Origin of the sequence: Aquimarina macrocephali (assembly GCF_051627225.1) — a bacterium.
GTDB lineage: Bacteria > Bacteroidota > Bacteroidia > Flavobacteriales > Flavobacteriaceae > Aquimarina > Aquimarina macrocephali.
On sequence record NZ_CP151795.1, the window covers coordinates 1,703,379 to 1,726,067 of the forward strand.

The 22,689-nt window shown below is 34.1% G+C and carries 19 protein-coding genes and 1 tRNA gene; 9 read left to right on the forward strand and 11 right to left on the reverse strand.

The features are described 5' to 3' along the window. Positions 1 to 7: 7 nt before the first annotated feature. Entirely contained in the window at positions 8 to 850 is an 843-nt protein-coding gene (locus tag AAFU52_RS07770; protein ID WP_438426026.1) for a hypothetical protein, read from the reverse strand. Positions 851 to 955: 105 nt separating this feature from the next. On the opposite strand from AAFU52_RS07770, the gene AAFU52_RS07775 reads away from it, so the two are divergent. From AAFU52_RS07775 to AAFU52_RS07790, 4 genes are all read left to right on the forward strand, one after another. Continuing rightward, positions 956 to 1,603: a thymidine kinase gene (locus tag AAFU52_RS07775; RefSeq protein WP_024768412.1), complete on the forward strand. Its 648-nt coding sequence runs from the start codon at positions 956 to 958 to the stop codon at positions 1,601 to 1,603. Next, the gene (alr, locus tag AAFU52_RS07780; RefSeq protein ID WP_438426027.1) at positions 1,596 to 2,708 is read left to right on the forward strand and encodes an alanine racemase; all 1,113 of its coding nucleotides are present in this window, start codon (positions 1,596 to 1,598) and stop codon (positions 2,706 to 2,708) included. The genes AAFU52_RS07775 and alr overlap by 8 nt, the downstream gene beginning before the upstream one ends. Before the next feature lie 101 nt (positions 2,709 to 2,809). Beyond that, positions 2,810 to 3,226, forward strand: coding sequence for a large conductance mechanosensitive channel protein MscL (mscL, locus tag AAFU52_RS07785; protein WP_024768414.1), 417 nt, complete (start codon positions 2,810 to 2,812; stop codon positions 3,224 to 3,226). Between the two features lie 235 nt (positions 3,227 to 3,461). Continuing rightward, the gene (locus AAFU52_RS07790) at positions 3,462 to 4,454 is read left to right on the forward strand and encodes an aspartate-semialdehyde dehydrogenase (RefSeq protein WP_024768415.1); all 993 of its coding nucleotides are present in this window, start codon (positions 3,462 to 3,464) and stop codon (positions 4,452 to 4,454) included. A gap of 86 nt (positions 4,455 to 4,540) precedes the next feature. Here the strand turns inward: AAFU52_RS07790 and AAFU52_RS07795 are convergent, their stop codons facing one another. After that, positions 4,541 to 7,078 carry a M14 metallopeptidase family protein gene (locus AAFU52_RS07795; protein ID WP_438426028.1) on the reverse strand — a complete coding sequence of 846 codons (2,538 nt, stop codon included), beginning with the start codon at positions 7,076 to 7,078 and terminating at the stop codon, positions 4,541 to 4,543. Positions 7,079 to 7,274: 196 nt separating this feature from the next. Here AAFU52_RS07795 and AAFU52_RS07800 point away from each other — a divergent pair, with 196 nt between their 5' ends. The 3 genes from AAFU52_RS07800 to AAFU52_RS07810 all read left to right on the forward strand — a co-directional run bounded on the left by AAFU52_RS07800 (position 7,275) and on the right by AAFU52_RS07810 (position 11,058). Next, positions 7,275 to 7,643 carry a DoxX family membrane protein gene (locus AAFU52_RS07800; RefSeq protein WP_438426029.1) on the forward strand — a complete coding sequence of 123 codons (369 nt, stop codon included), beginning with the start codon at positions 7,275 to 7,277 and terminating at the stop codon, positions 7,641 to 7,643. Between the two features lie 199 nt (positions 7,644 to 7,842). Next, positions 7,843 to 10,011, forward strand: coding sequence for a prolyl oligopeptidase family serine peptidase (locus AAFU52_RS07805; RefSeq protein ID WP_438426030.1), 2,169 nt, complete (start codon positions 7,843 to 7,845; stop codon positions 10,009 to 10,011). Positions 10,012 to 10,092: 81 nt separating this feature from the next. Beyond that, positions 10,093 to 11,058, forward strand: coding sequence for an ABC transporter ATP-binding protein (locus AAFU52_RS07810; protein WP_438426031.1), 966 nt, complete (start codon positions 10,093 to 10,095; stop codon positions 11,056 to 11,058). A 2-nt stretch (positions 11,059 to 11,060) separates the two neighbouring features. Here the strand turns inward: AAFU52_RS07810 and AAFU52_RS07815 are convergent, their stop codons facing one another. From AAFU52_RS07815 to AAFU52_RS07845, 7 genes are all read right to left on the reverse strand, one after another. Continuing rightward, positions 11,061 to 11,819 carry a UDP-2,3-diacylglucosamine diphosphatase gene (locus AAFU52_RS07815; protein ID WP_106791873.1) on the reverse strand — a complete coding sequence of 253 codons (759 nt, stop codon included), beginning with the start codon at positions 11,817 to 11,819 and terminating at the stop codon, positions 11,061 to 11,063. Between the two features lie 51 nt (positions 11,820 to 11,870). After that, complete coding sequence (locus AAFU52_RS07820; protein WP_438426032.1) at positions 11,871 to 12,323, reverse strand: 6-pyruvoyl trahydropterin synthase family protein; 453 nt, start codon at positions 12,321 to 12,323, stop codon at positions 11,871 to 11,873. A 459-nt stretch (positions 12,324 to 12,782) separates the two neighbouring features. Next, the gene (locus AAFU52_RS07825) at positions 12,783 to 13,148 is read right to left on the reverse strand and encodes a hypothetical protein (protein ID WP_438426033.1); all 366 of its coding nucleotides are present in this window, start codon (positions 13,146 to 13,148) and stop codon (positions 12,783 to 12,785) included. A 159-nt stretch (positions 13,149 to 13,307) separates the two neighbouring features. After that, complete coding sequence (locus AAFU52_RS07830) at positions 13,308 to 13,484, reverse strand: hypothetical protein (RefSeq protein ID WP_159025507.1); 177 nt, start codon at positions 13,482 to 13,484, stop codon at positions 13,308 to 13,310. A 79-nt stretch (positions 13,485 to 13,563) separates the two neighbouring features. Further along, complete coding sequence (locus AAFU52_RS07835; RefSeq protein ID WP_438426623.1) at positions 13,564 to 14,328, reverse strand: enoyl-CoA hydratase/isomerase family protein; 765 nt, start codon at positions 14,326 to 14,328, stop codon at positions 13,564 to 13,566. Positions 14,329 to 14,654: 326 nt separating this feature from the next. After that, on the reverse strand, positions 14,655 to 15,983 hold the full coding sequence (locus tag AAFU52_RS07840; RefSeq protein WP_438426034.1) for an MATE family efflux transporter: 1,329 nt from the start codon (positions 15,981 to 15,983) through the stop codon (positions 14,655 to 14,657). Further along, positions 15,980 to 16,480 carry a GNAT family N-acetyltransferase gene (locus AAFU52_RS07845; RefSeq protein WP_024768435.1) on the reverse strand — a complete coding sequence of 167 codons (501 nt, stop codon included), beginning with the start codon at positions 16,478 to 16,480 and terminating at the stop codon, positions 15,980 to 15,982. Before AAFU52_RS07845 ends, AAFU52_RS07840 begins: the two co-directional genes overlap by 4 nt. Positions 16,481 to 16,675: 195 nt before the next feature. Between AAFU52_RS07845 and AAFU52_RS07850 the strand changes: the two genes are divergently transcribed. Continuing rightward, the gene (locus AAFU52_RS07850) at positions 16,676 to 17,476 is read left to right on the forward strand and encodes a universal stress protein (protein WP_024768436.1); all 801 of its coding nucleotides are present in this window, start codon (positions 16,676 to 16,678) and stop codon (positions 17,474 to 17,476) included. A gap of 80 nt (positions 17,477 to 17,556) precedes the next feature. Continuing rightward, positions 17,557 to 17,630, forward strand: a tRNA-Ala gene (locus AAFU52_RS07855). Positions 17,631 to 17,720: 90 nt separating this feature from the next. Here the strand turns inward: AAFU52_RS07855 and AAFU52_RS07860 are convergent. Further along, on the reverse strand, positions 17,721 to 21,047 hold the full coding sequence (locus AAFU52_RS07860; RefSeq protein ID WP_438426035.1) for a VCBS repeat-containing protein: 3,327 nt from the start codon (positions 21,045 to 21,047) through the stop codon (positions 17,721 to 17,723). 92 nt (positions 21,048 to 21,139) lie between these two features. Further along, positions 21,140 to 22,660: a RagB/SusD family nutrient uptake outer membrane protein gene (locus AAFU52_RS07865; protein ID WP_024768458.1), complete on the reverse strand. Its 1,521-nt coding sequence runs from the start codon at positions 22,658 to 22,660 to the stop codon at positions 21,140 to 21,142. Positions 22,661 to 22,689 lie beyond the last annotated feature (29 nt).

A 22,689-nucleotide genomic window follows, 5' to 3' on the forward strand; every position in this document is an offset into this window, starting at 1 on the left:
TCTGTATTTAGTGATCAAATTTACTAAGAACAACATCCATAAAACGCTCCTCATATTCTTCTTTACCTTCCCAATTTTGATAATCCGGCTTTATCATAGTTGTGATAAATTCTTCTGCTTCACTTTTCTCTCTTAATGTATTTAATTGGGATAATACACGATTATAATCAGGAGCACTCCCCCCGAAAAGGTATTTTATAAAGGCTAATCGATCATTAAGTCCAATATGAATTTCTTTTCTTAATTGATCATTAAGAGATTTAGGTCGATCATTAACGTCTGTGTTCTGTAAAGAAGATATATCCTCTGCAGTTGGAGTAACATCTTCCTTGTCGTTTTTATCATATGATGATTGAGGTGGAATCGAATCTGAAAAAGAAACAGCTTCTTCTACCACTTTAGTATTTGCTGGCACAAAAAGGTCCTCAGTAACCCTAGCATTAATTTCTTCGATAATAATTTCGGGTTTGTTTTCTATAGCAGTGATATCATCTGTTTTTTGCTCCTGATCATTCTTTGGCGAAGAAAATTGTTCGGGAACAGATTCTTCTTTTTTATCAAAAGTTGGTTTGGGATCAATAACAGCTTTGACTTTTTGCTCTACTTTTTTTAATTCATCTGACTCATTTGATTTGTCAGAGGTATCTAATTCATTAGTATCCAAGACTGCTTTAATCTGGCCAATAGTAGGTTGTGGCCCTGCAAAATGAGACTCAGAAAAATTAAGAATGGTTAACTTTTCATATAGTTCACGGGCTTCTTCCTGTAACTGTGATAAGGTAGTCTTATCCTTAAGTTGTAATATTCTATGGGCAATACTTATAAGTTCCGCTTCCAATTTCTTCTTCATAACTTTCTTATTCGTTTACAATACTGCTTTTTGTTTTTTAATAAATTTACCTCATCTTTAGAGTAAGGAGAAGGGATTTCTTTAATTGATGCTGAAAAATACAAAATGTTTCTCGAAAATACGGTAAATCATAAAGAGCAATTTGGGTGGATAGAAGTAATCTGTGGTTCTATGTTTTCGGGTAAAACCGAAGAATTGATTCGCAGATTAAAGCGCGCGCAATTTGCCAAACAAAGTGTTGAAATTTTTAAACCTGCAATTGATGTTAGGTATAATGATGAAATGGTAGTCTCTCATGACGCTAATGAAATTCGTTCTACCCCTGTTCCTGCAGCAGCTAATATTAGGATTCTTGCTGATACGTGTGATGTTGTTGGAATTGATGAAGCGCAATTCTTTGATGATGAAATTGTAGCTGTCTGCAATGATTTAGCTAATAAAGGGATTCGTGTTATCGTTGCTGGATTAGATATGGATTTTAAAGGAAATCCTTTTGGACCAATGCCAGCATTAATGGCTACAGCAGAATATGTGACCAAAGTCCATGCTGTTTGTACCAGGACAGGAAATCTCGCTCAATTTAGCTATAGAAAATCTGCAAAAGATGATTTGGTTTTATTAGGAGAAACAGATGAGTATGAACCTTTAAGTCGAGCTGCATATTATAAAGCCATGCTCAAAGAAAAAGTAAATCAAATGGAGGTTAAAGACCCTAAAGAAATATCAAAAAAAACTGAAAAAACTGATGAGTAGTGTAAAAGAAACTGTTTTGCAAATCAACCTGGCTCATCTTACTCATAATTTTAATTATTTAAAAAGCAAGGTTAACTCCAATGTCAAAATCTTAGCAGTAGTAAAAGCTTCGGGATATGGTAGTGATGCTTCTGTAATTGCAAAACACTTAGAAAAAATAGGAGCCGATTATTTTGCCGTTGCTTATGTATCAGAAGGTATTGCACTTCGGGAATCGGGTATAAAAACTCCTATTTTGGTATTGCATCCGCAGCCCGTAAATTTTCAAAAATTAATCGAATACCAATTAGAGCCTAGTCTATATAGCTCCAGAGTGCTCAAAACATTTATAGCAACAGCTACAATGCTGAATCAAAAAGAGTATCCTGTACATATCAAATTTAATACTGGATTAAACAGAATTGGTTTTTGGGAAAATGATGTTGACCATATTATTGAAAACCTCAATACTACTGAAGCTATTAAAGTAGTTGCTCTTCTTTCTCATCTGGCGGCTAGTGAAGACGCTTCAGAAAGGGATTTTACGATACAACAGATCAATTCTTTTAAAAAAACTACGCATAATATGATCGATAAGTTAGGGTACACGCCTATACTTCATCAATCTAATACTTCTGGGATTCTTAATTATCCCGAAGCACATTTTGGTATGGTACGAGCTGGTATAGGACTGTATGGATACGGAAATGATGCAAAATATGATGCTGCACTAAAGCCTGTAGCTGGGTTAAAATCGGTAATCTCACAAATTCACACCTTAGAACCCGGAGAATCATTAGGGTATAACAGAGCATTCATTGCTTCAGAACTTACAAAAACTGCTACCATACCTATCGGGCATGCCGATGGGATTAGTAGACAATATGGAAATAAAAAAGGATTTGTAACCATACATAATAAAAAAGCTTATGTTGTTGGTAATGTATGTATGGATATGATCATGGTAGACGTTACCAATATTGATTGTAAAGAAGGAGATGAAGTCGTTATTTTTGATATAGACTCAAGCGCAGCGATAGTAGCCGAAAATTCGGGAACAATCTCTTATGAACTACTTACCGCAATCTCTCCCAGAGTAAAACGTGTTGTTGTCGACGATAATTGATTTTTAACGAAAATCTAATCGTATTAGACAGGATCACTTTTATAATTATTTTAATTTTTTATTAAATTAGTACATTACTAACTATCTAAATAAAATTAATTATGGGGTTTTTTAAGGATTTTAAATCTTTCTTACTAAAAGGAGACATTGTTGCACTAGCCACTGCTGTTGTAATCGGAGGTGCATTTAATAAAATTGTTGGCTCTGCTGTAGCAGATATTATAATGCCTGTCGTTGGCGTTATAACAGGAGGAACAGATTTTACTCAAAAGTTTATTGCTCTTGATGGTGGAGAGTATGCTACTCTTGCTGCTGCTAAAGAAGCGGGAGCTGCCGTTATGACCTATGGTAACTTGATACAAGCAATAATTAATTTTATTATTGTTGGTTTATTTATTTTTATGGTACTCAAAGCATATGAAAAATCTAAAAAGAAAGAAGAAGAAGCTCCTGCAGCACCAGCAGGACCAACTCAAGAAGAATTATTAACCGAGATACGAGATTTATTAAAAAAATAAAAACTCCAATAGTATAACGAATTATCTATAGCTACCGCTATACTACATATTCTAACACTAAACCGCCCAAATTTAGGGCGGTTCTTTTTTACATAATGTTATATAATACACAAATAGTACAAATTTTTATATTTTCAATATAAACGCTTGCTATCTAGGAAATATTCCTCAAATTTGTATGAAATTAAAAGGTGTATGACTTTCGCGATGCGAAAATGAAAACAAATATAAACTGATGAAAGTAGCTGTAGTAGGTGCTACCGGTCTGGTAGGAACCGTAATGTTAAAAGTATTAGAAGAAAGAAATTTTCCGGTAACAGAATTAATTCCCGTAGCGTCTGAGCGATCTATTGGAAAACAAATTTCATATAAAGGCAAGGAGTTTTCTGTAGTAGGACTTGCTACTGCCATAGAAATGAAACCAGATGTTGCCTTATTCTCTGCCGGAGGAAGTACTTCTCAAGAATGGGCTCCAAAATTTGCAGAAGCAGGAATAACTGTTATTGATAACTCGTCTGCCTGGAGAATGGATCCTACAAAAAAACTAGTCGTTCCAGAAATCAATGCTAAATCATTGACCAAAGAAGATAAAATTATTGCCAACCCTAATTGTTCTACTATACAATTGGTTATGGCTTTAGGTCCATTACACGATAAATATAAAATAAACCGTGCTGTGATTTCTACGTATCAATCTATAACAGGTACCGGAGTAAAAGCAGTACAGCAATTAGAAAATGAATATGCAGGTGAAAAAGGAGAAATGGCATATCCATACCCTATTCACCGTAATGCTATTCCACACTGTGATGTGTTCCAGGAAAACGGATATACCAAAGAAGAGATGAAGTTGGTGAACGAAACCCAAAAAATTCTTGATGACCGTACTATTGCAGTAACAGCAACAGCAATTCGTATTCCTGTAGTTGGTGGCCATAGTGAGAGTGTAAATCTCGAATTTGCTAGTGATTTCAATGAAAATGAAATACGACAACTTCTAAACGAAACATCTGGAGTTACTGTGCAGGATAATCCTGATACAAATACGTATCCTATGCCAATCTATGCCGAAGGTAAAAACGATGTTTTTGTTGGTAGAATTAGAAGAGATCACTCTAGAGAGAATGCTTTGAATATGTGGATAGTATCAGATAATCTACGTAAAGGAGCTGCTACTAATGCAGTACAAATCGGAGAATATCTGGTTGAAAATGAACTTATAGGTTAATCCATCCTAACAATACTATTAAAGAAGATCCTTGTTTTCAAAGTGAAAACAAGGATCTTCTTTTTTAATTTATTATGATAATTTTGTCATTCTCTTACTTTAGGCACAGATATATGATTTCCTAAAAACAATGCATTCAAAAACAGACGATTAGTTCCATACCATGAACCTCTAAAATTAGGGTTATCCGCAAATAGAATTACACGTCCACTACCTAATTTACTTACAATTAGCGAAGCCGAAGGTTTTAAGTAATTTTCATAATTATCAGCAGAAATATAACCATCAATATGGGCGTTTTCTGTATATTTTGCAATCGTAGAATATGGGTTTTTACTGGGTGCAATAAACACTTCATTATTTTTATATATCGGAAGAGAAGTATCACGATACCCAAAACCTAATGGATGAGTGATATCCAGATCAACTTCAAAAATAGCACCCCCCAAACGTTCACTACCAATATTCTCCCCTGCATCAACATATGGCAATCGTTTTATTACTTTATTCTTTGTCGTATCCTTTGGTTTTTTGATAAGCTTCTCTTTTACAATCTTCTTATCAATCGCCCATTTTGAAGCCCTTGCAATTGTAATTAAGGTATTTCCTTGTGATACCCAATCTTTTATTTTTTTCTGACGAAGAGAATCTAATGTATTATATCTTCCCGAAACCATAACCAACATATTATACTCCTTTAAAGGTGCATTGCCAAAATCACTCATTTGTAATTTTGTAATAGGCATATGCACTCGTGTATCCAGCAAATGCCATACTTCTCCTGCTTCATAAGAACTAACACCTTCACCAACCAGTACTAATGCTTTTGGCTTATCCAACTTCTGAAAATTCCTGCTCCCTAAATCAATTCCTGATACACTAAAACCAGAATTGACAGAATATATGGGCACATCGTACTTGTTTTGTGCTTCTTTAATAATTGCGTACACCTCATCATTGGTTTTCTTCTGCTTACTTACAGGGACCATCACACTACCATAATTAAAGCTTTTATTTCCTTCTGTGGTTATACTACTAAAAGGTTTAAATGCCGAGGCTACTTTTAATCCTTTAGACTGCATAAAATACAAAGCTGCCGGAGCATTATAATCATCCCAATCCATAACATATGCATAGTTTGATTTTGATACTTTTGACACATTCACCAATCCATCTGTCGATAGAATTTCTTCACTCATATCAGTAGATTTTATGCCTTTATATTTCATATTATAAAAATTGGCTATGCTCCATGCCGAAGCATCATAAAATACGCTATCCCGATACTTATTATAGGTTTCAAAAATCGTTTGCACCATACGTTGTTGAGGCTGCTTTACAGGCACTACAAAACGTGTTCCCTTTTTATAAACCTTTATATGATGAAGTAATAGTTTGTCGATAAAAGCTTTATTTCTATTATGATCATATGCATCTCCGAACTCATATGCATCATTTCCTTTTTTGAAAGTATTGCTAACTGCTGATTTAAAAAAGTCTTGTTGGTATTTACGTAGTTTGCTCTTATTATCAACTGCAGCTTTAACAGTAGCAATACTAGATACATATTGGTTACGGATTGTAAATGGAAACGATATGGTTCCATACTCTGTATCCTGTAAATGCCCGCGAGAACTAGCTTGTTCAAACAATAGTGCCAATGCTCCTTGTAAATCGGGATACGAAGAACCATATCCTGGATAGGTGCCATCAAAAGCTTCTTTGGTAAAATAAAATGATCCAATATTATCCAGAGCTTTAGAAAAATATGGTGCAAATAAATTGTTTAGATCTTCATAATTTTCTTTGGGCATAATAGGATCCTGAGAACCAATGGGTTTCATAGGTTCAAAAAAATAGGTGCTATTCGTTCCCATTTCATGAAAGTCGGTCACTACATTAGGATACCACTCATGATACCATTGTAGTTTTCCTCGACTCTCTGGATTAATACCTAGTAACCAATCGCGATTAAGATCAAACCAATAATGGTTAGTACGTCCCCGAGGCCACATTTCGTTATGCTCTGCATCATAATTATCACTCACCAAAGGGGTTCCTCTAAATTGGTTAGCCCATTGCGTATGTCTGTCACGCCCATCTGGGTTAATTGTCGGATCAATAAAGATTACAGCATTTTCTATATAATTTTTTACTTCTGCGCCAGTAGATGCCACCAACGTATATGCTGTTAACATAGCAGCTTCTGAACTAGAAGGTTCGTTACCATGTACATTATATCCTAATTGAACAAAAATTGGAACTGCATCATAGTTAGTAGGCGTCTCAGAAGGATTGGTAAATGCTAAATGTTGCTGCTTTAATACAGAAAGCTTATTTAGGTTTTCTGGAGTAGAAACAGTAAGTATTACTAATTTTCTGTTTTCATGAGTTTTTCCATAGCTAGTGATCGTTGCCCGATCAGAAACTTCTGCAAGTTTAGTAAGATAGGCTACAATTTGATCATGGCGAGTATGTTGCTGTCCAATAGGATATCCAAGAAATTCTTCGGGTGAAGGGATTTCTGTATTAAAAGGTGCTTTGTCTTTAAAAAAATAATCCTGCGCAGTAGCAGAAAAAACAGAGAATATACAAACCAAAAAGTGGATTTTTAGCAAGTTCATTAGTTTCATTGATTTTCAGATTAAATAGATTAGCTACATAAAAACAATTGAAGTCACTCATAATTAAGAGACAAATCAATGTAGTGTACTTATAATCTCGAAAGGTATTTTTTTAACTCTGGTTTTCCTTGACATTTGTAAGGTTTTTAACATTTCTCCCTCTAATACAGCAATTTAATCCCTTAAAAATATAAAAATGAATAAATTGATTTTAGCCTTAAGAATACTACTCGGAGTGATGTTAGTCGTTTTTGGAAGTAATAAATTTTTTGAATTCATGCCTGCTTTTGAATTTGCCAATCCCGATGCTGGTATTTTTTTTGGCGCGTTAGCCAATAGTTATGTACTAAAGGTAGTAGGGATTATCGAAGTGGTTGTCGGACTTTTACTTCTTACAAATAAAGCAGTTCCCTTTGCCCTAGTATTATTAGCTCCTATTTCTGTAAATATTATTTTATTCCATGCCACATTAGATCCTGCCAACATTGGTCCCGGAGCATTAGTCTTCCTTATAAACGCTTTTTTAATATTTAAATATTGGGACAAGTATAAAACACTTTTCTAAGACCAAAATTTTTCGTTTCTTACAGAAAATTCTGACTGCTCCTACATATTAATCCTACATAGTGCTATACCCCAAAGCAATATGGTAGAAACCTTACTTTCTTTACAGGTTAATTGCGGAGCAGTCTTTTTTATATTTTCTTTAGCATTTATAGACACATCTTTTGATAGATTTGTGAATCATATTAACGCATTACATCATGAAAAAAGCACTCCTTGTATTATCCATCATTACAATAATGGTGGCTTGCAAAAACGAAACTAAAGAAGAAACCTCTAAAACTACCATTGCATTGAACTACCCTGAAACTAAAACAGTTGATACAGTAGATACGTATTTTGGTACTCAAGTAGAAGATCCATATCGTTGGCTAGAAGATGATCGTAGCAAAGAGACCGAAGACTGGGTAGCTACACAAAACAAAACTACTTTTGGGTATTTAGAAAATATCCCTTTTAGAAAAGATCTAAAAAAACGTCTAACGGACCTTTGGAATTATGAAAAAGTTGGTCCTCCTTTTAAAGAAGGAGATTTTAGCTATTTTTATAAGAATGACGGACTTCAAAATCAATATGTTATCTATCGTTTTAAGAATGAAGATGATGAGCCCGAAGTTTTTCTAGACCCTAATACCTTTAGTAAAGATGGTACAACATCTTTGGGTGGAGTATCTTTTTCTAAAAACGGAAAACTTGTAGCTTATTCTATTTCTGAAGGAGGTAGTGACTGGCGTAAAGTAATTGTTAAAAATGCAGAGACCAAAGAAATCATAGAAGATACTATTGTTGATGTTAAGTTTTCTGGAATATCCTGGAAAGGTAACGAAGGCTTTTACTACTCTAGTTATGATAAGCCAGAAGGAAGTGAGCTTTCTGCCAAAACAGATCAGCATAAAGTATATTATCATACCCTGGGCACTTCTCAAAAAGACGATGCTTTAATTTTTGGAGGTACACCAGAAGAAAAACACCGATATATTGGTGCAAATGTTACAGAAGATGACCAGTATCTTATTATTTCTGCAAGTGTTTCTACATCAGGAAATAAGTTATTTATCAAAGACCTTTCAAATCCAAATAGTAAACTCGTTACTATTATGGGTACTACAGATAGTGACACTTATATTATAGAAAATGTAGGTTCTAAGCTCTATCTTGTTACCAATCTAAATGCACCCAACCAGAAAATTGTAACGGTAGATGCCTCTAATCCAACTCCAGAGAACTGGAAAGATTTTATTCCTGAAACTGAAAATGTATTAAGTCCTAATACAGGAGGAGGATACTTCTTTGCAGAATATATGGTTGATGCTGTTTCTAAAGTAATGCAATATGATTATGATGGTAAATTGATTCGTGAAGTAGAATTACCAGGAGTAGGAAGCGCAAATGGATTTGGTACCAAAAAGGAAGAAAAAGAATTGTATTACTCCTTTACCAACTATAAAACACCTGGTAGTATTTATAAATACAATATTGCCGAAGGTACTTCAGAATTATATCGTAAACCAAAAATCGATTTTAATCCAGAGAACTACGAAAGCAAGCAAGTTTTTTATACTTCTAAGGATGGTACAAAAATACCGATGATTATTACTTACAAAAAAGGGATGGAGCTTAACGGTAAAAATCCAACTATCTTATATGGTTACGGTGGGTTTAATATTAGTCTTACTCCTGCGTTTAGTATTGCTAATGCGGTATGGATGGAGCAAGGTGGAGTATATGCAGTACCTAACCTAAGAGGTGGTGGTGAGTATGGTAAAAAATGGCACGATGCCGGAACAAAAATGCAGAAACAAAATGTATTTGATGACTTTATCGCTGCGGCAGAATATCTTATAGAAAACAAATATACATCTAGTGATTATTTGGCTATTCGCGGTGGGTCTAATGGAGGATTACTTGTTGGTGCTACGATGACACAGCGACCAGATCTTATGAAAGTAGCTTTGCCAGCTGTTGGTGTTTTAGACATGTTGCGTTATCATACTTTTACTGCAGGAGCAGGATGGGCCTATGACTATGGTACATCAGAAGAAAGCAAGGAGATGTTTCATTACATAAAAGGATATTCTCCTGTACATAATGTAAAAGCAAATGTACAGTATCCTGCTACTCTGGTTACTACAGGAGATCATGATGACCGTGTTGTACCAGCACACTCGTTTAAGTTTGCAGCACAGCTACAAGCAAAACAATCAGGGGATAATCCTACATTGATTAGAATTGAAACCAAAGCAGGACACGGCGCAGGAACACCGGTAAGCAAAACAATAGAACAATATGCCGATATTTTTGGATTTACGCTCTATAATATGGGATACGAAGTATTACCAGAAAAAGTTACCGACGAAGTAAAAGGATAATCTTTTTAACTTAAAAAAATAAAAAATCCGTTTTCTGAAAAGAAGCGGATTTTTTTTGTTAAAGTTCAATATATTTGAGTGATGTTAAAAGTAGACAATATATCATTCGCGTATGATCAGCTTCCCGTTTTAAAAAACATTAGTTTTACCATTGAAAAAGGACAACATATTGCCCTAATTGGTGCTAGTGGTTGTGGAAAAAGCACCTTGCTTAAAATCATTTATGGCCTTTTACAAGTACAGGAGGGAGAACTATCCTGGAATGACAGTAAAATATTAGGGCCTCTTTTTAACCTTGTACCCGGAGAGGAAAATATGAAATACCTCTCACAAGGTTTTGAGTTACAATCCTACCGTAGTGTTGCAGAAAATATTGGTCAATATCTGTCTAATTTTCAACCAGAGTTAAAACAAGGGCGGGTAGATGAGTTACTCGACATTGTAGAAATGACTGATTTTGCCAATACCAAAGTCGAAAACCTAAGTGGTGGTCAAAAACAAAGAGTAGCACTGGCAAAAGCATTAGCTAAAAGACCAGAATTATTACTGCTTGATGAACCTTTTGGAAATATCGATAACTTCAGACGTAGTTCTTTGAGAAGAAATCTATTTAGATATCTAAAACGTAATAAAATCACAAGTATCACCGCTACACATGACAAAACCGATATTCTCTCTTTTGCAGATCAGACCATTGTTATTCGGCAGGGTAAAATTCTAACTCAAGAAGATACGATCGCTTTATATCAAAATCCTACCGATTATTACATTGCTTCTCTTTTTGGAGAAGTAAACAAAATAAAGATTTCTTCATTTACGACATCTGATAGCCAAGATACTATTCTGGTTTATCCTCACGAGATAGAAGTTAATCCTAGTTCTATGATAAAAGCACGAGTAAAAAATGCATATTTCAATGGGGGGTATTATTTGATTGAAGCGATACTCGACAATACAATTCTCTTTTTTAATCATCACAGTAAATTAACCGCTCCCAAAATGATTGGGATTACAATTCCTGAAGAAATCATGGAGAAAAGAAAATGAATCTAGTTGTTGTAGTGTACTAACTTAAGCTCATTTCCATCAAAAACACCATAGGTATAATGAGCAATCCAGTCTCCCAGATTTATATATTGGGATTGTTCATTTAATTGTATTTCCATAGGAAGATGTCTATGTCCAAAGACAAAATAATCCCTGTGCTTACTTTCTAATTTTCTTTTGCAATATTGTACCAACCACTCGTTATCTTCTCCTAAAAAAGTCACATCTTCATCTCCCGAAATCAATTTATTTTTTACAGAAAGGTACTGCGCCAGTTTTACGCCAAGATCTGGATGTAGCCATCTAAAAAACCATTTTGCTACAGGATTGGTAAACACTTTTTTCATTCGTTTATATCCTTTGTCTCCCGGGCCTAAGCCATCGCCATGGCCAATAAAAAAAGTAGTGTCATTAAAAGTGAACTCCTGGGGTTTATGATACACGGGGATATTTAATTCTTCTTCAAAATATCCGTTCATCCACAGGTCATGATTTCCTACAAAGTAATACACAGGTATTCCAGAATCTGTAATTTCTGCCAGTTTCCCTAATGTTCTGGTAAATCCTTTGGGAACCACAGTTTTATATTCGAACCAAAAGTCAAAAAGATCTCCTAACAAGAAGATAGCAGCTGCATCTTTTTTAACTTCATCCAACCATTTTACAAACTTTTGCTCTCTGGGAAAACTCTTTTCTGATGTTGGAGCCCCTAGGTGATTATCACTCGCAAAGTATATTTTTTTCCCTTCAGGAAGGTTCATACGTATAATTTAAAAGGTAAAGGTAAGAAAAGGACCTAAGATTTATATGCTCTATTGATTATCTGATGCATACCACTCTGCAAATGATGTTTCAGTTTCTTGAAGTTTTAAAGAATACAACTTAATATCTTTAGGCAATCGAGAGGTAATCTTTTTGGCAAAATCAATTACCATATTCTCACTGGTAGGTTGATAATCTACTAAAATTACATTATGCCCTCTGTCTTTTAATTCTTTTGCAAGTTCTATATGTGGTGTGTTTTTGTTAAATACTGTTGCATGGTCAAAAACATCTTCAATATCTTCTTTTACAATCTTTTTAAGGTCTCCAAAATCAATTACCATTCCTAATTTTACATGCGAAGTATCTGTAATCGGTGTTCCAATTACAGTTACGCTTAGTTTATAGCTATGACCATGAACATTTCTACATTTACCATCATATCCATATAAAGCATGTCCGGTTTCGAAAGAAAATTGTTTCGTGATACGAATTTTACTCATCGTTTACTTTGTGATTTTTGACAAAGTTACGGAAGATTATCGTCTCTTTCTCTTATTTATAAAGTAAACCACAACCAGAACAATTCCTAATACCAGAAACAATCCATTACCTCCTAAAAAGTTTAGTATATCCATTATTTATTTAGACTTTTATTTATAACTCAAGTTCTACATAAGAAAACAACGTCATTTTGAGTGTTTTCTTATAAAAAACTAATAAAAGCGGGTAAACCCGCTTTATAATCTAATACTGCTAGATGAAATACGATCTAAAAAACTCATACCAGTTGTACTTTGAATTTACTGCAAAAGAAAATCAGCTATTTTTTGTTTATGCAAAGAAGAAAAATTCAGCATAGCCATAGCTACGGTTAATTTTTATTTTGAAGCATAGGCGAAAAAGAGAGTTTTATTGTGGTAAATTTAAAGTGTAAATGGTATAAATCACTATACATTATATTAACACATAGACTTGCATACAGCTAAACTTGCCGCACAATGAGAATGACCATCTTCTCTACAATCTACAAAATCTTGTCTGCATTCTCGCAAACAACTATTTGCTCCTCCATTAATACTTGATTGCTCCGTTTTGTTTAATGACTGAACATCATTACGATTTAAAATGTTTTTTAACATGGTTATAGGTTTTAATTTATAATGATGTAATGTAGGTAAAATATAGGTGTACAACAAATTTCCTTTTTCAATTGAAGTTTGTTTTTCTATTGATTTTTTTGTGTGAGGGATAGTAGCGGTTACCCCACAGTCTGACAGAAAGGAAGTACGAGGAGTAAAAGTGAATAGCCCGACCTTTTGGGTCACGCTCAAAAGACATAAAAGAAGATCATCATAGAGGCAAACACACAAGATATTAAATGAGTCATCCTAAAATAAGTTGACATAAATTCGACTTATTTTAGGACGAGACATGTAATGTTAAGTGAAATACAATCTAAAAAAGTAAATCACAATGCACAAGCATTAACACGCAGATCTACATGCAATATAATCTGCCAGACAGTTAGAACCTCCACTGCCTAGACAACTAATATAATCTTGTCTGCAAGCGAGAAAACAACTGCTTCCTCCATTAATACTTGATTGCTCTGTTTTGTTTAATGACTTAACATCATTACGATTTAAAATGTTTTTTAACATAATTAATAGGTTTTAAATTTGTAATGATGTAATGTAAAGAAAATAACAAAGGCAAAATTGAGGATTACCGTAGACCCTTTCATTTTTTAAATTTTTCTAATGCTTTTTTAGTAAATTCAGAAAGCACCAATTCGCCAGAAATGGCTGCTCTTTCTATAAGAAGTTCTTGCCAATGCTCTGTTCCTTTCCAGTTTACTTTTTTCATTTGTTGTGTTGCCTGTGGATTATAACCAGCAAGTTTTTCGGCAAACAATTGTATTTCTTTATCTAATTCTGATGTGGTACCAAAAACGCGGGCATACAATCCTTGTTCTTTTGCCCAGTATGCATTTTTCCATTGTGATGCATCCCACGCAAGAGTTTCAAAAGCTGCTAATCCTATTTTTCTTGATACTGCCGGTTCTATTACAAAGGGGCCTATACCAATTGTTAATTCACTTAATTTAACCGATGCTGCTTCTGTAGCCAGGCAGTAATCACAAGCGGACGCTAACCCAACTCCTCCTCCTACAGTTTTACCTTGTATTCTTCCAATAATTGGTTTTTTACATTTTCGCATTGCATTAATCACATTCGCAAATCCAGAAAAGAATTGTTTTCCTTCTTCCAGATTTGTTATTGCCATTAGTTCATCAAAAGAAGCTCCTGCACAAAATGCCCGGTCTCCTTCTGATTTAAGAATGATTACAGATACAGATGTATCCTCTGATAATTCATCAAAAGCTTTAGTTAATCTTACTAATAATTCTGATGGAAAAGAATTACTGGCATGGTGCCCAAATTCTATCGTTGCAATGCTGTTTTCGGTATGAGTATATAAACTTCCGTTAGATCTTGGTATCATTATTGTTGTAACTTTTATAGTAAAAGTAACTAATACCAACTGAAGATTAACATACCACACATAATTATTTTGGTTGGTATCATTCACCCATCTGGTGATCTCTGTATTAAAATTGTTTAACAAACAATCTTAATACAGTCAAATGATTTATTTCTTAGTAAAAATTAATTGTAATTATCTAAAATATAACACGTTTATATATATAGATAGTTCATAAAATATATGAAGAAGATGTTAGAAGAGTTTTTTGAAAAAAACAGATTACGAATAGGGATTTTCTTAATCCTTATCTATGCTCCATTATTATTCATCCTTATTTATCCTTTTTAAGAGATCAAGGGCAAGAACTTATTTCTAAACTTTATGACGAGTGCTACTCCTCTAAAAAGTGCCCAAACCGTAAACGCTATCCATATCCCGTATAACTTTAAATCAAAAAAGTTACATAGATAAAGGGTAGGTATAAACCCTAAGAATGTTGCTCCTAGCAGTACATTTCTTAAATAACTCATTTCGCCAAGGCCTTTAAAAATCCCATCAAAGACAAAAGCCAAACCATTAATGGGCTGTACAATTAAAACAATAAAAAAGACACTATAAAATGTTTCTAACACTATGGTTTCACTTGTAAATACTTCTCCTATTGCATCATAAAATATAAATCCAAATAGTGCCAAAATCAAACTCACGCCAACACCATAAGTGCTTACACGCTTACCTAATTTCCAGAGGGATTTATAATCTTTCGCACCTAATAGTTTTCCGCCAAGGATATTACCTGCTCCACCATAACCGTCAATAAAAAATGCAGTAAACATCCAGATATTCATTGCTATCGTATATGCAGCGATATATTCGTCCCCATATTCTGTAGCACTAGAGGTTGCAAAATATAATGCCGTATTTAATGCAATAGATCGTACAAATAAATTAAGACTCATAGTAACCAGTCTACCCAATTCTTTATTTAATGGAAAACGTAATTTGAGGCTTACATTGGTTTTAGTCAACAATAATATGAAAACGATAACCGCCATTAAGAACTGTGAAATTAAACTTGCCCATGCGGCTCCGCTAATCCCCATTGGAGCAATAAAACCTTCGATCCCATATACCAGGATAAAATCTAAAACAATATTAGCTACTGCGCCAATTACAGCAACAATCATTGGCCAAAATGTATTCTGTAATCCTCTAAAAATCCCAAAAACAGCAAATGTGAATAAGGTTAAAGGAAATCCCCATACCCTGATATCATAATAGACGACACAGTATTTTAAAATTAATCCTGAAGCATTGTATAACTTAAAAATCTCTTCAACAAAAAAAACAGTAGAGATCAATACAAAAATACTAAGAGCTACATTAAAGAAAATAGCTTGTGCAGGTAATGTTTTAACTTCTTCAATTTTACCTGCTCCCAGGTATTGAGAAATGATAGCAGAAATTGCACTTCGGGTTTGTCCGAGAATCCATATTAATGCTGACAAAAAAGACCCCACAATACCTACTGCTGCAAGAGATTCGGTACCGTATTCGGGAATATTACCCACGATAGCTGTATCGGTTATCGATAGCAATGGTTCTGCAATACCAGCAACAATAGCCGGAATAGCCAGGCGATTTATATTTTTAAAACCAATTACCTTACTCATAAAACGAGTTCATAACAGTGAAACGGGTGTTCACTTTGCTTTGGAAAATAGATATCTTCCAAACGTTGATACCCTCTGATTTCATAAAATTTCTGGTTTCTTTTATTTTGACTAAAGGTATCTAGTCTAACCGATTGATATTGATTTTTTTTAGCATATTCTTCTCCAAAATCCATTAATCTTTGAGCATACCCCTTTCCCCAATATTCTGGATCAACCGCTACGCGATGTATATAGAGATTATTGGTATTATCTGTTAACCATGTAACAGGAATATACTCTTCATCTATTAGATCAGTAAGTACAATAATTCCTTTGATACGGTCTTCTTCTTCAAGGACATATAGTTCTTGTAACTCAACATCTTTTTGAAAACGTTCCTGAGTAGGGTAATGCTCATTCCATTGATAGATGCCATTAGCTATCATTGCTTTGGCACAAGCTCGAGTCAATGTGTAAATAGCATCCAGATCAGATAATACTGCTTTACGAATCATATTTTTTTGGAAAGCAGTAAAAATACTAACTTTATATTGCAGTTAATAATCAAAGGTTATATTTAAAAAAACTTTAAGAAAAAAGCTCTTTTAGACTACCAGAAAAGCTTTAAAAATAATATTATATCAAGAAATGAGTTAGTAAAAGGTCTAAAATTGTAATTTTACACACTGAAACACAAATCATAATAATTAATGAAGAATATATTGGTTCCTTTGGGCTTGTCTGAACATTCAATTAGTATGGCCAGACTTCAATACACTATAGATTTTGCAAAAGAACTCAAAGCAACAGTCTATGTTGTAGAGGTTTTTAAAGAGCTACCCAGATCTGGTAGTCTTCCCTCTGTAAACAAAACACTAAAGGAAATCACAGCATCTTCTATAGAAGAAAAAATAGCAAAAATTGACAAAAAAGGAGTAGAAGTAATTGCCTTACCATTACAAGGAGAACTTCTTGAGGCTATCCCTAAGTTTAATTTACAACACGCTATAAATTTACTCATTTTGGGGGCAGAGGTTAGGGATATTAAAGATCCTTATTTTCTTGGTCCAATTTCGGGTAGTCTTGTAAAAAATACAGAAATTCCTGTATTGATTATTCCTCAAATGTATACTTTTTCACCTATTAAAAAGATACTTATGGCAGTCAAATCAGGTATCGTGAAAAAGAAAAATGCGTTAACTCCTGTAAAGGAAATTTTAAGTACTTTTGACGGTGATTTAAAATTGCTTCAGGTAAAAACAGCAAATTTTTTAGTTGAAGATTCTAAGTTTGATAAGGATTTAGGAGAGATTACCTCATCCTATAAATCGTCTGAAAATGCTACATTATTTCAAGGAGTTTTAGAACATCTTAATGAAAATTATCCAGACCTTATTTGTGTTTTTAGACGGAAACGAGGTTTCTTTGCTAAACTTTGGGAAGAAGATGCTATTTTCAAAAAAGACTTTGATAGTAGAATTCCTTTATTAGTTTTAAGAGGATCAGATTAAAAAAATACTGGGGATGTAGCTTCCCGAAAACGCTACGCTCATCGGGACAGGCACTTCGCTACATCCCCATGAGAAAAATTGGGGATGTAGCTCAGTTGGCTAGAGCGCTTGACTGGCAGTCAAGAGGTCGTGGGTTCGAGTCCCATCTTCTCCACAAAGAAACAGAGGTCTGCACTGTAGTGCAGGCTTTTTGTTTTTCTAGAAAACTCAGAAATAATAAAAGACATTACACCTATATTAGAATCTAGTGATTAGCTTCAATACATACTAATCCCTCATTATTTCTAGCAAAAAGAATCACTTCTTTTCCTTTAAATTTAAAAGGTCGTATTGCTTTTACATCTCCTTTAATTAAGGTGCCACTTTTAACTGCGGGAATAGGGCCAAAATTATTCTTTCCATTATTTTTAAGTAACAATCCGTAACCGGCATCATTTCTCGGAGTTTCAATTTCTGATTGAAATAGGTTTCCGGCAATAAGAATATCTTTTAATCCATCATCATCAAAATCATCAATATGAATATCGTTTATAGAAGATAGTTGTGCTTGTTTTGGAAGTTCTATAATGTTGAATTTTCCATCTCCTAAATTTTCTATAAAAACAGAAGCAAATGTATACGCTTTGGCGTGTAAAGCTTTCTCTAGTTTTTCTTGCCCATATACCTGAATTAGGTCTGCAGAACCAAAACCTTCATAGGTTGGAAATTTTTCTTTTATAAATGGCATTTGGAGCGAGGTACATTCTCGACCACGAAGCGGAAACAAATCTCCATTGTTATAATATCCTAATACAATATCATTGGTCCCGTTATCATCAAAATCATGTGCATAAATCTCGAAAGGTTCTTCGGCAGAGGCTTTATATTTATAGTTTAGACCTAAATTACCCACTATGTAATCCATATCTCCGTCCTGATCAAAATCGGCACTATTAATCGAATTCCACCAACCATCGGTATTCTTAAACAAAGTAGTATCTTTTTTAAAAGTCTTATCTGTGTTTCTAAATACCGTTATAGGCATCCATTCTCCAACTAGAACCAAATCAGATAAGCCATCCTGATCAATATCTGTCCATATTGCATCAGTGATCATACCGATTTCAGATAATTCTGGAGCAATCGTTTTGGTAATATCTTTAAAAACACCGTTGTTGTTTTCTAATAGATAATTTGCTCCGGGATACAGATATTTTTGTGGTGTATGCCTACTCCCAACAAATACATCCAGATCTCCATCCTGATCATAATCAAATGGTTTTATACAACTACCACTGGATACTATCTTTGGTAATCTATTGTTTTCTTTAATAAAGTTTCCGTTAGTATTTATATACAAACGATCCTGATACATAGTATGATTTGCTGGCCATTCATTCCCACCACTTACCACATATAAATCTAAATCGTTATCCCCATCTGCATCAAAAAATTGCGCAGACACATCTTCAAATGCTTTTTCTTTTTCCCATAGCGTACTGCACGAAGATTGAAAAGAACCATCAGATTGTTGTGTATACAATGCTGCTGGATGGTCTTTTGCTCCGCCAATATAAAAATCATCCAATCCATCCTTGTTTACATCTCCAACAGCAAGTGCAGGACCAAACTGAGACATTTTATGCGGCAATAAACTTTCTTTTTCAAAATCATCATACATATTTTCTACATGCCTGTGGGATATGTTTATGCCTTTTGTAATATTCTTAAATAGCGGTACTACAGGATTCTTCTTTTTTTGATTTGTAAAAGAAGCATCGTTGTAATTAATAATGACTCTTTTGTTAATTTCTGGATTGTTAATTACCTCTACCTTATCATCTGGCCAGGTTACTATAATTTCTTGTACCGTTGTGTTACTATTCAATCCGATATGTATAATTGGTTCTACCGCAGATTGATATCCTCTTGTGGGATAGTTTTCGAATATTTGAGTTGTTTTTTCTGTTTGTACGGCAATACGTGTACCTATTCCAAATGGGTTTTGGGAATCTCCTTTAAATTGAAACTGTATATAATTCTTATTTCTGGTATTATTTTTTAGAATAGTAGCTTCCTGATCAATATTATTAATAACCAGATCCAAATCCCCATCGTTGTCTAAATCTGCATAGGATGCACCATTAGAAAAAGTAGGAGCATCAATTCCCCAGGATGTGGATGTCTTTGAAAAAGTTAAGTCCCCATTGTTTTTAAAAAAGTAATTTCGGGTTTTTCGTTGTGGAGTTTTAAGAACTAGCTCTTCGATTACTTTTTTTATATTTTCCTTATTCTTTTGAGCCTGCTCTAATCGTTTTACTTTATATTTTCTAAAATCATTATTTCTAAAATCTCTTTTAAGACCATTAGTAATAAATACATCTTTTAATCCATCATTATCAAAATCTGCAAACAATGGTGCCCAACTCCAATCGGTATTTGATATTCCTGCGAGATGTGCGATCTCGCTAAAACATTCGTCAGAATTATTAAGCTGTAATGCATTAAACATATATTGATAATGAAATCCATTATCAACAGCATGATTAAATGCCTTTGGGTTCATCCCACTCATACTGGTTTTGATCCCATAATTATCCTCGGCTACCATATCCAATGAAATGATATCCAACAACCCATCATTATTAAAATCTGCAATATCGGTTCCCATCGAAAAATTAGACGTATGCCCGATAGATGATTTTATTTTTTCTGTAAATGTGCCATTTCCGTTATTAAAATAAAGGTAATCATGCTCGATATAATCGTTTGCTACATATATATCGGGCCAACCATCTTGATTAAGATCCCCTATAGAAACCCCTAAACCAAAACCTAAAGGATTTTGTATGATTCCTGCCTGATCAGAAACATCTGTAAATTTTCCTAAGTTATTTTGATACAATCGATCTCCTACCAGGTCATTTTTCTCGCTTTTATAGTCTTCTGGGTTATTGGTATTAACAGGAGACACATTATGATTTAATAAAAACATGTCGACATCTCCATCTTTATCATAATCAAAAAATGCAGCTTGCGTACTATATCCAGAAAAATTAAGTCCATATTGGGCAGCCGACTCAGTAAACGTACCATTTTTGTTGTTTATAAAAAGTTCGTTTTCTCTATTTATCGCTTTTCCTTTACCTGACTTACACACATAAAGGTCTAACCAACCATCTGCATTGATATCTACCATGGTGACTCCAGTTGTCCACCCAAAAGAGCCTTTTACTTTTGCTTTCTCTGTGTGATTTTCAAATTGAAAATTCCCTTTATTGATATAAAGTCTGTTTTCTTTGAGATTGGAAGTAAAATAAATATCGGATAATCCATCATTATTAACATCTCCTATAGCAACACCTCCACCATTATAGAAATATTCATACACTATACTATTCATGGCACTACTCTCTGGTATTTGGTTTATGAAATGAATCCCCGAATGATCTGATAAAACTGAAGTAAATAATGTTTTATTTTTATCAGAATTTAGGTTTTGTTGAGTAGCTTCATTGTTGCGACATGATATGATTAGGAATATACTTATTAGTACTCCAAGTATTTTTATTCTTTTACTATCTGTGATCATGACATATATTGTATACTAGCATAAACACCTAAAAATAATAAAATTCTTAGGTGTTTACTAGTTTTAATAACTAACTCAACTTTCGGGTTTTTTTACCATCCAGGATTCGGTTTAAGATTAGTATTAATATTTATCTCCTGTAATGGTATAGGGTATAAAATATGTTTATCCTGGAAATTCTCTGCGAATGGTTTGTTATGATTTTCTAGCGTTGTTTTTATCGATTCTGTGACTGTACTTCCTCTTTGCCACCTATAAAGATCAAACCAACGAATACCAAATTCCATAGCTAACTCAACCGGGCGTTCATGATGTCGAATTTGATCCCTTAGCTGGCTTTGCGTCATTACTCCTAATGGAGCTGCTTTCCCTCGTTCTCTAACTTTATTTATCTCTATTATCGCTTGATCTGTTTTACCATTTTCATTTAAAGCTTCGGCATACATTAATAAAACATCTGCATATCGAATTAAAGCAATGTTTGTTCCGTTATAAAAGCTTACATCCTGATTAAAAGCATATTTTTTGAAGTATTTAGGATGGTTAAGATCACCAGATACAGCACTATATGCAATAACTGCATCTGCATCTCTACTATACATTTCAGAATTAGGATCGTCAAAGAAAATACTCTCATATACTCTTTCACTAATTTCTCCTCCGGTAGTTAAATCTGTTTTCATTTCTTCAACTAACCAATCAGAGGGATAGAATAATTCCCACCCACCAAAGGCATAGGGAGAAACCTGAAAGTTAAAAACCTGTCGTTCATCATTACCATTAGCACGATCTCCCGAAAATTGAATTTCAAATATACTTTCATTCCCGTTTTCTGCAGCTCCATTAAAATTATCTGCATAATTAGTTAATAAAGAGTATCCCATACCGGTTACTTCTCCTAATTTGACTTCTGCCTGGCTCCATTTTTCCTGAAACAAATATGCTTTACCCAATAATGCTTTTGCAGCACCTTGTGTAGCTCTTCCTTTCCATTCTGATGAATGTTCTGTCAATAAATCTGGTTCTGCTTCGGCAAGATCTTTTTCTATCTGCTCCCATATTTTATCAGGAGTTACCTGAGACACAAAAAGACGATCTAATTCTGTTTCATAAGTAGTTACCAGAGGTACATTTTCAAAACCGGTTACCAGCCAAAAATAGTATAGTGCTCTTAAGAATTTTGCTTCGGCCACAATCGTATTCTTATCTTCCTGAGATAGAGCTTCCATTTCTGGTATTCTTTGTATGATCTGATTAGCTCGACCTATACCTGCATAGCTACTTTGCCAAATATTGTATGGGCCTGTATCTTCTGTAGTATTAGAGAAACTTGCCAGTGATCGACTATATGTTTCTGCCGTATTATTGGTCACATCATCAGCTCGGTATGCCATTGCAGTATACACCTCTTCAAAGAAAGCCCATTTACTTCCACTTGCACTATGCATTGCTCCATAAGTAGCTGTTAGCGCTTGTAACGCATGTTCTTCTGTTTGCCAAAAACTAGAATCAGTCAAATTCTCCTTGTTTGCAACATCCAAAAAATCGTCACTACAAGAATTTAGTATTCCTATACTTAGAACTATAATTAATAAATAACTAATTTTTTTCATTGTTCTGTTTTTTAATTTTTTTTCTAACT